13 protein-coding genes are annotated in these 13,395 nt (G+C 70.3%); 10 read left to right on the top strand and 3 right to left on the bottom strand.

Annotation, left to right across the window (positions count from 1 at the left end):
* The first annotated feature begins 29 nt into the window (after window positions 1-29).
* The 3 genes from ACIPC1_RS21370 (at window position 30) to ACIPC1_RS21360 (ending at window position 3,565) form a co-directional block, all read left to right on the top strand.
* A complete protein-coding gene (locus ACIPC1_RS21370) occupies window positions 30-1,361 on the top strand; it encodes a copper amine oxidase (RefSeq protein WP_402519099.1) in 1,332 nt (443 codons plus the stop codon).
* 130 nt (window positions 1,362-1,491) lie between these two features.
* Window positions 1,492-2,730, top strand: a complete 1,239-nt coding sequence (locus ACIPC1_RS21365) for an SAV2148 family HEPN domain-containing protein (RefSeq protein ID WP_402519097.1) — start codon at window positions 1,492-1,494, stop codon at window positions 2,728-2,730.
* Between the two features lie 112 nt (window positions 2,731-2,842).
* Window positions 2,843-3,565 carry a 3'-5' exonuclease gene (locus ACIPC1_RS21360; protein WP_384374953.1) on the top strand — a complete coding sequence of 241 codons (723 nt, stop codon included), beginning with the start codon at window positions 2,843-2,845 and terminating at the stop codon, window positions 3,563-3,565.
* A 331-nt stretch (window positions 3,566-3,896) separates the two neighbouring features.
* On the opposite strand, the gene ACIPC1_RS21355 is transcribed toward ACIPC1_RS21360, so the two are convergent.
* On the bottom strand, window positions 3,897-4,760 hold the full coding sequence (locus tag ACIPC1_RS21355) for a phosphotransferase enzyme family protein (RefSeq protein WP_402519096.1): 864 nt from the start codon (window positions 4,758-4,760) through the stop codon (window positions 3,897-3,899).
* Window positions 4,761-4,962: 202 nt separating this feature from the next.
* On the opposite strand from ACIPC1_RS21355, the gene ACIPC1_RS21350 reads away from it, so the two are divergent.
* The 5 genes from ACIPC1_RS21350 to ACIPC1_RS21330 all read left to right on the top strand — a co-directional run bounded on the left by ACIPC1_RS21350 (window position 4,963) and on the right by ACIPC1_RS21330 (window position 9,945).
* On the top strand, window positions 4,963-5,898 hold the full coding sequence (locus ACIPC1_RS21350; protein WP_402519095.1) for a carbohydrate ABC transporter permease: 936 nt from the start codon (window positions 4,963-4,965) through the stop codon (window positions 5,896-5,898).
* Entirely contained in the window at window positions 5,895-6,728 is an 834-nt protein-coding gene (locus ACIPC1_RS21345) for a carbohydrate ABC transporter permease (protein ID WP_402519093.1), read from the top strand. The genes ACIPC1_RS21350 and ACIPC1_RS21345 overlap by 4 nt, the downstream gene beginning before the upstream one ends.
* Window positions 6,728-8,005, top strand: a complete 1,278-nt coding sequence (locus tag ACIPC1_RS21340; protein ID WP_402519091.1) for an ABC transporter substrate-binding protein — start codon at window positions 6,728-6,730, stop codon at window positions 8,003-8,005. Before ACIPC1_RS21345 ends, ACIPC1_RS21340 begins: the two co-directional genes overlap by 1 nt.
* A gap of 91 nt (window positions 8,006-8,096) precedes the next feature.
* Window positions 8,097-9,305 (top strand): macrolide-inactivating glycosyltransferase, encoded by a 1,209-nt coding sequence (mgt, locus tag ACIPC1_RS21335; RefSeq protein WP_402519089.1) that lies wholly within the window; start codon window positions 8,097-8,099, stop codon window positions 9,303-9,305.
* Window positions 9,306-9,390: 85 nt separating this feature from the next.
* Complete coding sequence (locus ACIPC1_RS21330) at window positions 9,391-9,945, top strand: DUF1697 domain-containing protein (protein WP_384374971.1); 555 nt, start codon at window positions 9,391-9,393, stop codon at window positions 9,943-9,945.
* 29 nt (window positions 9,946-9,974) lie between these two features.
* Here the strand turns inward: ACIPC1_RS21330 and ACIPC1_RS21325 are convergent, their stop codons facing one another.
* Entirely contained in the window at window positions 9,975-10,814 is an 840-nt protein-coding gene (locus ACIPC1_RS21325) for an aldo/keto reductase (protein ID WP_402519088.1), read from the bottom strand.
* A 39-nt stretch (window positions 10,815-10,853) separates the two neighbouring features.
* Here ACIPC1_RS21325 and ACIPC1_RS21320 point away from each other — a divergent pair, with 39 nt between their 5' ends.
* Together ACIPC1_RS21320 and ACIPC1_RS21315 are read left to right on the top strand one after the other, a co-directional pair.
* A complete protein-coding gene (locus ACIPC1_RS21320; protein ID WP_402519087.1) occupies window positions 10,854-11,861 on the top strand; it encodes a ketopantoate reductase family protein in 1,008 nt (335 codons plus the stop codon).
* A gap of 60 nt (window positions 11,862-11,921) precedes the next feature.
* On the top strand, window positions 11,922-12,515 hold the full coding sequence (locus tag ACIPC1_RS21315) for a TIGR03086 family metal-binding protein (protein ID WP_402519085.1): 594 nt from the start codon (window positions 11,922-11,924) through the stop codon (window positions 12,513-12,515).
* A 136-nt stretch (window positions 12,516-12,651) separates the two neighbouring features.
* Here ACIPC1_RS21315 and ACIPC1_RS21310 read toward each other — a convergent pair whose 3' ends face one another.
* On the bottom strand, window positions 12,652-13,389 hold the full coding sequence (locus ACIPC1_RS21310) for a sirohydrochlorin chelatase (RefSeq protein WP_402519539.1): 738 nt from the start codon (window positions 13,387-13,389) through the stop codon (window positions 12,652-12,654).
* Window positions 13,390-13,395 lie beyond the last annotated feature (6 nt).

The raw sequence follows: 13,395 nt of genomic DNA, 5'->3' as shown, positions 1-13,395 counted from the left end.
TTTCTGCTTTCGCAAGGAGTCACTTCGTCATGCGCGTAAACGGTTTGCTCAGTGGCGTCCGGCCGCGAGGAATCAGCCGGGTCCGTAGTCGGACGGCGGTGGGCCTCTCGGTGGCCGCGCTGCTCGTCGGCGCGGCCACCACCGCGGGACCCGCGGTCGCTCAGCCCAAGGCCGCTGCGGCGCCGGCCGCCGACTGCAGTGCGGCGTACCGGATCGAGCAGAAGCTCTCCACCGGCACCACCTGGCGGATGTGCTGGCACTACGAGAGCGAGGCCGGGCTCGTCCTGGAGGACATCTCGTACCAGCCCAAGGGCGAGGCCCGCCCCATCAAGGTCCTCACCAGTGCCAAGCTCGCCCAGATCCACGTCCCCTACGACGACGGCAAGGCGGAGTACGACGACCTCACCGGCGCCGGTTTCGGTCAGGGCCTGATGAATCTGGCCCCGGGCGAGTGTCCCGGCGGCACGATCAAGAAGGTCAAGATCCCCAATGCGTGGGACCCGGAGCACCCCACCGCCAACGGCCTGTGCACCACGACCCGTACCCGCGGCCACGCCTACCGGATGCAGGGCGACACGGCGAGCAAGGTCTACCAGACCCAGGGCAAGGACCTGCTCGTCTACACCGTCAACCAGGTCGGCTGGTACGAGTACATCACCGAGTGGCGCTTCCAGGACGACGGCACCGTCAACATGAACGTCGGCGCCACCGGCAGCCTCTCGCCCGGCGACTACAACGCGGGCGACGGACGCGGCTGGCCGATCGGCAGGGGAGCCAGGTCCTACGCCACCAGCCACAGCCACAACGTCTTCTGGCGGCTCCAGTTCGCGCTGGACGGCTCCGCCAAGAACAAGGTCGAGCAGTACGACTCCGTGGTCAGTCCGCCCGCGAACGCCAACGAGGGGCCGACCAACAAGACCACCCTCACCAAGGTCACCAAGGAACTCGCGGGCGACGCCAAGAACATGCGCTGGTGGCGCGTGGTCAGCGACATCGGCAAGAACAAGGACTGGCACGCGCGCTCGTACGAGATCGTCCCCGGCGCCACCACCAAGTACCCGGGGCGCAGCTTCACCAAGCACGACATCTACTTCACCGAGTACAAGCAGTGCGAACAGTTCGCCAGCAACAACCCGGCCAACTGCGGTACCGGAGCCGGTAATTCCGTCGACAAGTGGGTCAACGGACAGACCCTCACCCACCCCGTCGCCTGGGTCAACGTCGGCTTCCACCACGTCGCCCGCGACGAGGACCAGCAGCCCATGCCGGTCCACTGGCAGGGCTTCTCCATCGCCCCGCGCGATGTCACCGCTATGAACCCGCTCACTCCGCCGGCCCTTGCCAACCAGAACGGGCAATAGGAAAACGGTAGTTGAGAAACGACCTGTCCATCGGGCTGCACCGCTGACCGCTCCCGGAGTACCCTTCCTTGATCGTTGAGTGGGGGCTTGCTCCACGCGAGAGCTCGGGGGAGCGGAAGGCGGTGCGCGGGTGGGCTCGGGAGGGCTGGAGTTGCCTCCTGGTGACGAGGGTCACGAGGGGAACTCCACAGATGTCCCACCCGGTGCGGTGTCCCTGGCACGGCCGATGGAAATGGGATCTATCGGACCGGAACTGGACTGGGGCGCCGACGCCTGGAGCGAGGTGCGCACGCGCGCCCAGCGGGCCGGGCGCGCCTACATTTGGCTGAACCTGGTCGAACAGCGGCTGCGCGCTGTCGTGGCCGCTGTTCTCCGTCCCATCTACGAACCCGTCCACGGCGACGAATGGGTGGTCGCCGCCGCCGGACCCGCCGGACAGGAGTGGGTGCAGCGCGCGGTCGCCGTACGCGAGGTCAGCCGCCGCAAGGGGTACTTGCTCGACCCCGCCGACGACAACGTGCTCAGTTTCCTGACCCTGCCCCAGCTGCGCGAGCTGATGGTGCAGCACTGGCCGTGCTTCGAGCCCTACTTCGACGAGCGCCGCGACGTCGAACTCGCCCTGGACGAACTGGAAGTCACCCGGAACGTCGTCTCGCGCAACCGTGCCCTGTCCGAGGCGGTCCTCGCACAGGCCGAGCGGGCCGCGTCGAAACTCCTGGAGATACTCGGCGCCGGCAGTGACGCGCCCTCCGCACGCAGGCTGCCCGTCGACGCCGTGGAGAACCTGGTCGGCGACCGGTACGCGGACGTGGTCGGCGTGCACTCGGACCGGGTGCGGCTGCTGCGCCAGTTCCCCGCCGAGGACTTCTTCGGCGGTGCGCGCCGCCTCGATGCCATCGGCATCGGCCTGAACCTGCTGGTGCAGAACTTCTCCGGCCGGCGGCTCGTGCGGCTCGCGGAGTCGGGCTGCCGGGTGCGGCTGCTGTTCCTCAATCCGGCGTCCAGCGCGGTGAAGCGGCGCGAGCGGGAACTCGGCATCAAACGGGGTGAGTTGAGCCGCGCCGTCGAGATGAACATCCTGCACATGCGCCGGGTGCGCTCCAAGCTGCACGACCCGGGCGCCTTCGAGATCCAGGTCTACGACGAGACGCCCCGCTTCACCGCGTACCTCGTGGACGGGGACGGCTCGGACGGCATAGCGGTCGTGCAGTCCTATCTGCGCCGGACGCGGGGGATGGAGGCGCCGGTCTTCGTACTGCGCGGCGGGGGCCGGCTGGTCAAACCGGACGAGATTGAGGAAGAAGGGCTTTTCCCGACATACCGCGAGGAGTTCGAGATCGCCTGGGCGGATTCGCGGCCGGTCTCCTGACGCTCCGGACACCCTCGCGGCCGGGAAGCGGAATGCGGCCCTCGGATTGTCAGTGGTGCATGGGATCGTGGAGACCACTGGGGGAAAGCACCACGAAGAAGGGGGGCCGCCCATGGGCTGGCACCAGGAGCTGCTGACCGGCTTCGACCTGGAGACGACCGGGACGGATCCGCGCGAGGCGCGCATCGTCACGGGGGCCGTGGTCGAGGTCAAGGACGGAAGACTGCAAGGGCACCGCGAGTGGCTGGCCGATCCGGGGGTGGAGATTCCGGCGGACGCGGTGGCGGTGCACGGGATCACGAACGAACGGGCGGTGGCCGAGGGCAGACCGGCCGACCAGGTCGCCGACGCGATCGCGGGCGTCCTCGTCTCGTCCTGGCAGTCGGGCGTCCCGGTCGTCGCCTACAACGCGGCCTTCGACCTGACCCTGCTCTCCGCAGAGTTGCAGAGGTATGGTCTGCCGTCCCTGCGCGACCGTCTCGGCGGCGTGGATCCGGCGCCCGTCATCGACCCGTACACGATCGACCGCTCGGTGGACCGCTACCGCCGCGGCAAGCGCAACCTCGAAGCGGTCTGCACGGAGTACGGGGTCTCGCTGGACACCGCCCACGACGCCTCGGCCGACGCCCTCGCCGCGGCCCGGCTGGCCTGCGCGATAGCCGACCGCCACCCGAAGGTCGCCGCCCTCGGCCCGGCAGAACTGCACCGCCGCCAGATCGACTGGTACGCCGAGTGGGCAGCCGACTTCCAGAGCTTCCTACGCCGCAAGGGCGACACGGCCGCAGTGGTGGACGGCGTGTGGCCCCTACGGGACCTGGCGGACGAACGGGTCTGAGCCCGCCCCGCTACGGACTTGGTGGGTGTGCGGGTCTGGCCTCGCCTGATTGTGGGATCTGGTGGGTGTGCGGGTCTGAGCCCGTTTGGATTCGGGACTCGGCGGATGAGTGCGCCTGGGCCCGTCCGGCTGCGGGACTTGGTGGGTGTGTGGGTCTGAGCTGCCCGGCTTGCGGGTCTGGGCTTGCCCGGGTTCAGGATTCGGTGGACGAGCGGGTCCGAGCCGACCCGGCTTCGGGACCTGGCGGATGAACAGGGCTGAGCCCGCCCGGCTTGCGGACCCGGCGGACGAGGGGGGCGGACAACGGGGACCCTCCGAGGAAGCGCCCGTTCTAGAACGGGTACCAGCGCACGGTCTCGTCGCCGTCCCGCAGCGATGCCACCCGGCGCTCGAACTCGGCCAGTGCCTTGGGGTTGACCGGTGCGTGCTGGGCGACCCAGGCGCAGCTGGCGGTCTCCCGCGCTCCCCGGAGCACGGGACAGCCCGCCCACTCACGGACGTCCCAGCCGTACGCCTCGGTGAAGGAGCCGTAGGCCTCGGCCGGGAGCCCGTATCGGTCACGGGACAGGGCCATGACCACCAGGTCGTGCTCGCGCAGGTCGGCGGAGAAGGTCTCCAGGTCGACCAGGACCGGTCCTTCGGGGCCGACATGGACGTTGCGCGGCAGCGCGTCGCCATGGATCGGGCCCGGCGGCAGATGCGGGGTGAGTACGGCCGCGGCCGTCGCGAAGCCGTCGCGCCGGGCCCGCAGATACGCCGCGTCCGCGGGGTCGATCGCGTCGCCCGCCAGACGCAGCCAGCGCTCCACACCGCCCAGCAGTTCGCGGGGCGGCAACTCGAAGGAGGGGGAAGGCAGTGCGTGCACCACCCGTAGCAGTTCGGCCAGATCGCGGGGCTCCGCGGGGCGCACGGGATCGGGCAGCCGGTGCCACACCGTCACCGGGTGACCGTCGACCAGCCGCGCCTCGGGCTCGGCCGCCCGCACCGCCGGGACGCCCACGTCGGCGAGCCAGGCCGCGATGTCCAGTTCCCGCCGTGCGCGGTCGAGGAGTTCGGCATCGCGCCCCACCTTGACGACCAGGTCACCGGCCGCGAACACCGCGTTCTCGCCCAGGGCGAGGAGAGTCGCCTCCCGTACCGGCCCCGGCAGTACATCCGCCGCACGCAGTACGTTCCGCGCCTGTGCCTCGTCCATCCCGCGCCTCCCATGGCTCTCGCCGACTCCCGCACACGGCGTCACGATCACGCCATTCACGTCGGCCAGTGTCGCATTCGCACTGGTGGGACGGTCACAAAGGGGCTGCGCGCTGCCTTGACGCGGAGTCAGCTCCTCAGCACGATGACGGGGGCCGCCTGGGCGGCCGGATCTCCACGAGCCGCCCAAGGGAGCCGAATCCGTGACATTGGCGAGCGTGACGAGACGTTCGGCGAAGGGTGCGCCCGGCGCGGGCGCGGACCGTCGTTCCGCCGACCACGGCGCCTGGTTCCTGGTGCTGCCCGCGCTGATCCCGATCCTGGTGCTCAGCGTCGGACCGCTGCTGTACGGGATCACGCTGGCGTTCACCGACTCGCAGTCGGGGCGGACGCGGTCCACACAGTGGATCGGGGTGCTCAACTTCCAGGACCTGCTGCACGACACACTGTTCTGGGACTCGTTCCGGATCGGGCTGCTCTGGGCGGTCGGGGTGACCGTGCCGCAGTTCCTCCTCGCGCTCGGACTCGCCCTCCTGCTCAACCAGGAACTCCGGCTGCGCTGGCTCGCACGCGCCCTCGCCATCGTCCCGTGGGCGATGCCCGAGGTTGTCGTGGGCGTCATGTGGCGCATCGTGTACAACCCGGACGCGGGCATCCTCAACGAGACGCTGCGCGACCTCGGCCTCGGGGACGGCCGCGACTGGCTGAGCGGCCTGGCGACCGCCCTGCCCGCCGTCATCGTGGTCGGCGTCTGGGCGGGCATGCCCCAGACGACGGTGACTCTGCTCGCCGGCCTGCAGAACACCCCGCGCGAACTGCACGAGGCGGCCGCGATGGACGGCGCGGGCGCCTGGCGCCGCTTCCGGACGGTCACCTGGCCCGCGCTGAGGCCGGTCGCGCTCGCCGTCACGGCGCTCAACTTCATCTGGAACTTCAACTCGTTCGCGCTGGTCTACGTGCTGACCAACGGCGGCCCCGGCGGCCGGACGCGGCTGCCGATGCTCTTCGCCTACGAAGAAGCCTTCCGCTACGGCCAGTTCGGCTACGCGGCGGCGATGGGATGCGTGATGGTCGCATTGATCTCGGTGCTCCTCGCCGTCTTCCTCGTCGGCCGGCTGAGGGGAGGTGTGGACGCATGAGGACCAGCAAGGGCGCCCGGGCGGCCCAGTACCTCGCGCTGCTCGGCTATCTCGTCTTCCTCGCCTTCCCCTTCCTCTGGCTGATCTCCACCGCCTTCAAGCCTCCGGGCGAGCTGGCGAGCCTGCACCCCACCTGGATCCCCAAGGACCCCACCCTCGCCAACTTCCGGCAGGCGTTCGACGAGCAGCCACTGCTGCGGGCCGCGCTCAACTCGCTGATCGCGGCGCTCGGCGCGGCGGTGATCGCCGTACTGATCGCGACCCCGATGGCGTACGTCATGGCACGGCACCGCACACGGCTCGCGAAGGCCGCCACCGGGTGGGTCGTGGTCAGCCAGGCCTTCCCGTTCGTGCTCGTGATCATCCCGCTGTTCCTGGTCCTCAAGAACCTCCGGCTGATCAACTCACTGCCGGGACTGGTGATGGTGTACGTGGTGTGGGCGCTGCCGTTCGCGCTCTGGATGCTGGTGGGGTATGTACGGGCCGTGCCCACCGAGTTGGAGGAGGCCGCGGCGGTGGACGGGGCGGGGAGACTGCGCACCCTGATCTCCATCACCGCGCCGCTGCTCGCGCCCGGCATCGTGGCGACGGCGCTGTTCGCGTTCATCAGCGCGTGGAACGAGTTCTTCTTCGCGCTCGTGCTCCTCAAGACCCCGGAGAAACAGACGCTCCCGGTCGTCCTCACGCACTTCATCGGGGCTGAAGGGGTCGCGGACCTCGGGCCGCTCGCCGCGGCGGCGTTCCTCGCGACGCTCCCCTCGCTGGTCATCTTCGCGATCATCCAGAAGCGGATCACGGGCGGCATGCTCGCCGGGGCGGTGAAGAGCTGATGCGTACGCGATGGATCCTCGTACTGGTCACGGGGCTGCTGCTCGCGGCCTGTTCCTCGGGCGACGGCAGCTCTGACGGAAGGATCACTCTTCGGTTCCAGTCGCTCGCCTGGCAGCAGGAGTCCGTCGACGCCAACAAAGAGTTGGTGCGGGAGTGGAACGCCGCGCACTCGGACGTCAAGGTCGAGTATGTGCAGGGGAGTTGGGACAGCGTGCACGACCAGCTGCTCACCTCCTTCGAGGGCGGTGAGGCGCCGGACATCATCCATGACGCCTCGGACGACCTCGCGGACTTCGCGTACGGCGGCTACCTCGCCGATCTGGGTGAGTTGCTGCCCGCCCGGCTGAAGTCCGGCATCCCGCAGCGCAGTTGGGAGACGACGACCTTCGGGGACGGGATCTACGGCGTGCCGTTCCTCCAGGAGCCGCGCGTCCTCATGGCCAACGCCACGTGGCTCAGGGAGTCGGGCGTCCGCATCCCGACGCCGCAGAACCCGTGGACGTGGGAGGAGTTCCGCTCGATCGCGGAGGAACTGAGCGGTGGGGGAAAGTACGGGGTCGCCTGGCCGCTCAAGGAACCGGTCTCCGCGACACTCAACCTCTCCCTCTCCGCCGGCGGCCAGATGTTCCACCGCGGCGCGGACGGCAGAGTGACGGTCCGTTTCGACGCGGCCGACGAGGTGGTGCCCAGGACGGTGCACGACGAGGTGAACACGGACGGGAGCGCGTCGAGCAGCACGCTCGGCATGGGCGGCTCCGACACGCTGCCCGGGTTCTTCGGCGGCAAGTACGCGATGGTCCCGCTCGGCTTCTCCTACCGGCAGCAGATCGTTCAGCAGGCGCCGAAGGGCTTCGACTGGCAGGTGCTGCCCGCCCCGGCCGGCGCGGACGGCCTCACCCAGGGCGTCAGCCCGCAGACCCTCTCCGTCGCCGAGGACAGCCCGCACAAGAAGGAGGCCGTCGAGTTCATCGACTTCCTGCTCCAGCCGAAGAACATGGTCCGCCTCGCCCTCGGCGACTGGATGCTGCCCACCGGCACCGAGGCCCTCAAGGACCCTGCCCTGCACACCACCAAGGACGACTGGGCGGCTGGCACCGCGCTCGCCGCCCACCTGCGCTCGGCGCCCGCGCAGTCCGTGCGCGGCTACCCCGAATGGAAGGACAAGGTCGCGACCCCCGCGTTCCAGGAGTACTACAGCGGGGCGATCGGGCTTGCCGAGCTGAGAAAGCGGCTGGTGGAGGACGGGAACCTGGTGCTGGCCCGCTATCAGAGATGAGCCCGACGCGGACGGGATCTTCGATGGGGCGGACACCCGGCGTACGTAAATGACATTGCACGAGACGTCTCGTCTCGCATAGCCTGATCGCATGACCACTCGACGTGCCCATATCGCCATGTTCTCCATCGCCGCCCACGGGCATGTGAACCCGAGCATCGAGGTGATCCGGGAGCTCGTCGCGCGCGGGCACCGCGTCACGTACGCGATTCCGCCGGTCTTCGCCGACAAGGTGGCCGCGACCGGCGCCGAGCCCGTCCACTACACCTCGACGCTGCCGTCGCCCGACGACGACCCCGAGGCCTGGGGGACCACCCTCCTCGACAACGTCGAACCCTTCCTGGCGGACGCGATCCAGGCGCTGCCGCAGCTCGTGAAGGCGTACGAGGGGGACGAACCGGACCTCGTGCTGCACGACATCACGTCGTACCCGGCGCGTGTTCTCGCGCACCGCTGGGGTGTCCCGGCCGTCTCCCTGTCGCCGAACCTCGTCGCCTGGACCGGCGCCGAGGAGGAGGTCACCAAGCCGATGTGGGCGGAACCGCTGAAGACCGAGCGCGGACAGGCGTACTACGCGCGGTTCGAGGCCTGGCTGGCGGAGAGCGGGATCACGCAGCAGCCCGACCCGTTCGTCGGCCGTCCCGCCCGCTCCCTCGTGCTGATCCCGAAGGCACTCCAGCCCCACGCGGACCGGGTGGACGAGGCGGTCCACACCTTCGTCGGCGCCTGCCAGGGCGAGCGGGCGGCGCAGGGCGAGTGGCAGCGGCCCGAGGGCGCCGAAAAGGTGCTGCTCGTGTCGCTGGGCTCCAGTTTCACCAAGCAGCCCGCCTTCTACCGCGAGTGCGTCAAGGCGTTCGGCGAGCTGCCGGGCTGGCATGTCGTGCTGCAGATCGGGAAGTTCGTCGACCCCGCCGAGCTGGGCGAGCTGCCCGGCAACGTGGAGGTGCACCAGTGGGTGCCGCAGCTCGCGGTCCTGCGCCAGGCCGACGTGTTCGTCACGCACGCCGGGGCGGGAGGCAGCCAGGAGGGGCTGGCCACCGGGACGCCGATGGTCGCCGTACCGCAGGCCGTCGACCAGTTCGGGAACGCCGACATGCTCCAGGCGCTGGGCGTCGCCCGGCACCTACCGATGGAGGAGGCGACCGCGACGACCCTGCGGGAGGCGGTTCTCGCACTGGACGCGGACCCCGAGGTGGCGCGCCGCCTGGCGGAGATCCGGGACGGGATGGCCAAGGAGGGGGGCACAAGGCGGGCAGCCGACCTCATCGAGGCCGAGCTGCCCGCCGACATGCACCAGTAGTGGGGCTTCTCGGGGCCCTGATCAGGATGGGGACCTGCCGCTTCACCGCCTGCGGACGGATCCGGTGCGGACTTATCGTGAACGCATGACGACGACCTATGCGGCGCTGCTGCGCGGGATCAACGTGGGTGGCAGCAAGAAGGTGCCGATGGCCGAGCTGCGCACCCTGATGGAGGGGCTCGGATACGGCGGCGTACGCACGTATCTCCAGAGCGGCAACGCCGTCTTCACCGCCGGTCACGGCGACGAGGAGACCCTCGCCGCCGAGCTGGCGGCGGCCATCGAGAAGCACTTCGGCTTCACGGTCGGTGTCCTGGTGCGCGACCACGCCTACCTGAAGGCCGTACGGGAGGCGTGCCCGTTCCCGGCCGCCGAACTGGCGGGCAAGCAGCTGCACGCCACGTACTTCTCCGGCCCTGTCGACGCCGAGCGTTTCGCCGCGGTCGGCCAAACGGCCTTCCTGCCGGAGGAGTTCCGCCTCGGCGACCGCGTCCTCTACCTGTACGCCCCCGACGGCCTCGGCCGCTCCAAACTGGCGGAGGCCCTCTCCAGGCCCAGACTCCTCAAGGGCACCACCGCCACCACCCGCAACTGGAACACCGTCATCAAACTGGAGGAGCTCACCGCTGCCGCAGAGTGACCTTCCGCTCGCCGCCGTACGTCGTGGGGTCAACCCAGTGTGTACAGGCGGCGCATGTCCTCGTCGGTGAGGTGAACCGCGCCGGCGGCCAGGTTCTCCTCCAGATGTACGAGCGAGCCGGTACCCGGCGTCGGGCACAGCACGGGGGAGCGGTGCAGCAGCCAGGCCAGGGCGATCTGCGCCGGTGTCGCTCCGTGTGCGGTGGCGATTTCGGCGCAGACCGGGTTGGAGGTCAGTGATCCGTTGCCGAGGGGGAACCAGGGGAGGAAGGCGATGCCGTGTGCCTCGCACAGCTTCAGCAGCGGGTCCGACGTCCGGTCGAGCAGGTTGTAGCGGTTCTGCACGGACGCGATGTCGGTCGACTCCCTTGCTGATTCGAGCTGTTCGGTGGTGATGCTGTCGAGTCCGATGTGCCGGATCTTGCCCTCCGTGCGCAACTCGTCGAGAGCGCCGAGCTGTTCGGGCAACGGCACATGCGGGTCCAGCCGGTGCAACTGGTACAGGTCGATCGTGTCGAGGCGCAGTCTCCGCAGGCTTGCCTCGCACATCGCCCGCAGCTGCTCGGGTCGTCCGGCGATGTGCCAGGCACTGTCACCGGTGCGGACGACGCCGCCCTTCGTGGCGATCACCAGGTCCTCGGGGTACGGGTGCAGAGCCTCGGCGACCAGTTCCTCGGCGATCGAGGGACCGTAGTTGTCGGCGGTGTCGATCAGCCTGACCCCGCGAGCGACGGCCCGCCGGAGTACGGCCAGCGCGTCCCGGGCATCGCCGCGCGGTCCCCAGTAGCCGGGGCCGGTCAGCTGAGCGGTGCCGTAGCCGAGCCGTCGTACCGGCAGTCCCCCGCCGACTCCGAATCTTTCCTCGACCATTTGATGGAGAGTACACACGACTGTGCGAGGCTGATCTCCATGCGCTACATCATCATCGGGGCCGGTGCGGTCGGCGGGACCGTCGGAGGCCGGCTGGCCGAGGCGGGGCACGAGGTCGTGCTGGTCGCGCGAGGTGCCCACTACGAGGCACTGCGCGAGGGCGGCCTGAGGCTCGTGACCCCGCAGGGCACGTTCACACACCGGCTGCCCACGGTCGAGGGGCCCGAGGAGCTCGGGGAACTGCGCGCCGACGACGTACTGGTGCTCGCCGTCAAGACCCAGGACAGCGAGGCGGCTCTGGAGGCCTGGGGCCCACGCCCGGTGGCGGGCGGTGGCACAGCCGCCGAGCGGCTGCCGCTGGTCTGCGCGCAGAACGGGGTGGAGAGCCAGCGGCTGGCGCTGCGCCGATTCCGCCGGGTGTACGGGGTCTGCGTCTGGCTCCCCGCCACTTTCGTGGAACCCGGGGTTGTCTCCGCCCCCAGCAGCCCGCTCAGCGGCATGCTGCTCCTCGGCCGCTATCCGCACGGCACGGACGAGACGGCCCGCCGTATCGGCGCCGACCTGGACACGCCCCGCCTCGGAGCGCCGGTCGTGCCCGATGTGACCCGCTGGCAGTACGCGAAGCTGCTCGGCAATCTCGTGAACGCCGTCGAGGCGGTGAGTGGCGTCCAGTCCGGCGAGGAGGGGCGAGCGCTGCTCGGACGCGTACGCGCGGAGGGCGAGGCGGTGCTCGAGGCCGCCGGGATCGCCTACGCCGGCCAGGAGGAGCAACGGCGGGTCCGCGGTGACAAGGTCCACTTCGACCCGCTCGATCCCGCACGCGGCGCGGGCTCCTCCTGGCAGTCCCTCAACCGTGGTACCGGCAGCATCGAGGCCGACTACCTCAACGGCGAGATCGCCCTCCTGGGACGACTGCACGGCGTACCGACCCCGCTGAACGACCTGCTCCAGCGGCTGGCGAACACCTTCGCGCGCGAGCGGCGGGAGGCGGGGTCGATGCCGTTGGCGGAGCTGGTGGGCCTCGCCGACGCGGCTGTCACGCCGTAAGAGGCGAGTGTGTCGCGTTTGTTCAAGAGGAGCGCGGGCCGCGTCCCTAGCGTGAGGTGCATGAACCAAGAGAGCGTGTACCCGTACATGACCGAATGCGCCGCCGAAGCCGCTCGCGTCGCGCGCGGTGTCACGGCCGGACGGCTGACCGGTCCCACCTCCTGCGCGGAGTGGGACCTGCGGACCCTGGTCAACCACTGGGTCCTCTACACCTCGCACGGACTGGAACACCGGGCGCTGCGCGAACAGCTCTCCGAGGAGCTCACCGGGCGCGACTTCACGGCCGACCCCGGCTGGGCGCAGCGCTACGCCGACCAGCTCGACCGGGCCGTCGCCGCCTGGGCCGACCCGGCGGTCTGGGAGGGTGAGGTCGACCTCGGGGCGGGGAAGATGCCGGCCGGCGAACTCGCCTCGATGATCGTCAAGGAGATGGCGGTGCACGGCTGGGACGTCGCCACGGCGACCGGCCAGGAGTTCCGCGTCTCGGACGGCGCGGGTCGGCTCGTCCTGGACGTCGTCGAGACCCACGGCGACCTCTACCGGCAGTACGACGGCTTCGCCGACCCAGTGGCGGTGCCCGCCGACGCGCCCGCCTTCGAACGCGCGCTGGGGGCGAGCGGACGCGATCCGCGCAGGGCTGCCGTGGAGCGGTGACGGCGACTGGCTCAGTCGACCGCGGCAGGCGCCGGCGTTAAACAGCCCGCGGGAGGCACCGGCGCTCAGCAGGCAGCGGCGTTCAGTCGATCGCGGCTGGCGCCGGCGCTCAGCCGACCACTGCAAGCACCCTCGCTCAGCCCGCTGCCGCCAGCGCCGGCAGTGAAGCCTCGTCGTACCGGTCGAGCAGCACCCGCGCCACCTCCGGCGCCGGACCGAGCACATCGGCGAGCACGTCCGCCTCGGCCGCCCCCCGTGCGATGCGGTCCGGCAGGAAACCGGGCGCGAGGACGTAGCGTGCCACCGCGACCCGGGCGCAGCCCAGTTCACGCAGCGCACGTACGGCGTCCTCCGTGCGGGGCCCCGACGCGGAGGCGAACGCGGGTCGCACGGCGTGCCAGCCGGTCTGCCGCCACTCCCGTGCGAGGTCGGCGATCACGGCGAGCGCCTCCGGGTCCGTGGATCCCGCCGAGGCCAGCACGACCCCGGTCGAGGACTTGTCGGCGGGCGTCAACCCGGCCTCGTACAAACGGCGTTCGAGGGCGGAGAGCAGCAGCGGGGACGGGCCGAGCACCTCCGCCTGGCGGATGCGGAGTCGGCGTGGTGCGGCGCGCAGGACCGCCGGGATGTCCGACTTCGCGTGGAACGCGCGGGTCAGCAGCAGCGGGAGGGCGACCACGTCTTGTACGCCCTCCGCTGCCAGGGACTTCAACACCCCGTTCACCGACGGGATGTTGAAGTCCAGGAAGCCGGTCTCGACACGGAGGCCGGGGCGCTGTGCCCGTACCCGCCGCACCAGGGCGTGCACCGTCGCGGCATGCCGCGGGTCGCGGCTGCCGTGGGCGATGACCAGGAGGACCGGCTGATGGCGCATCATCGG

This window comes from Streptomyces sp. NPDC087263 (assembly GCF_044744645.1).
Taxonomy (GTDB): domain Bacteria; phylum Actinomycetota; class Actinomycetes; order Streptomycetales; family Streptomycetaceae; genus Streptomyces.
This window is presented reverse-complemented; position numbering and strand designations above follow the sequence as displayed.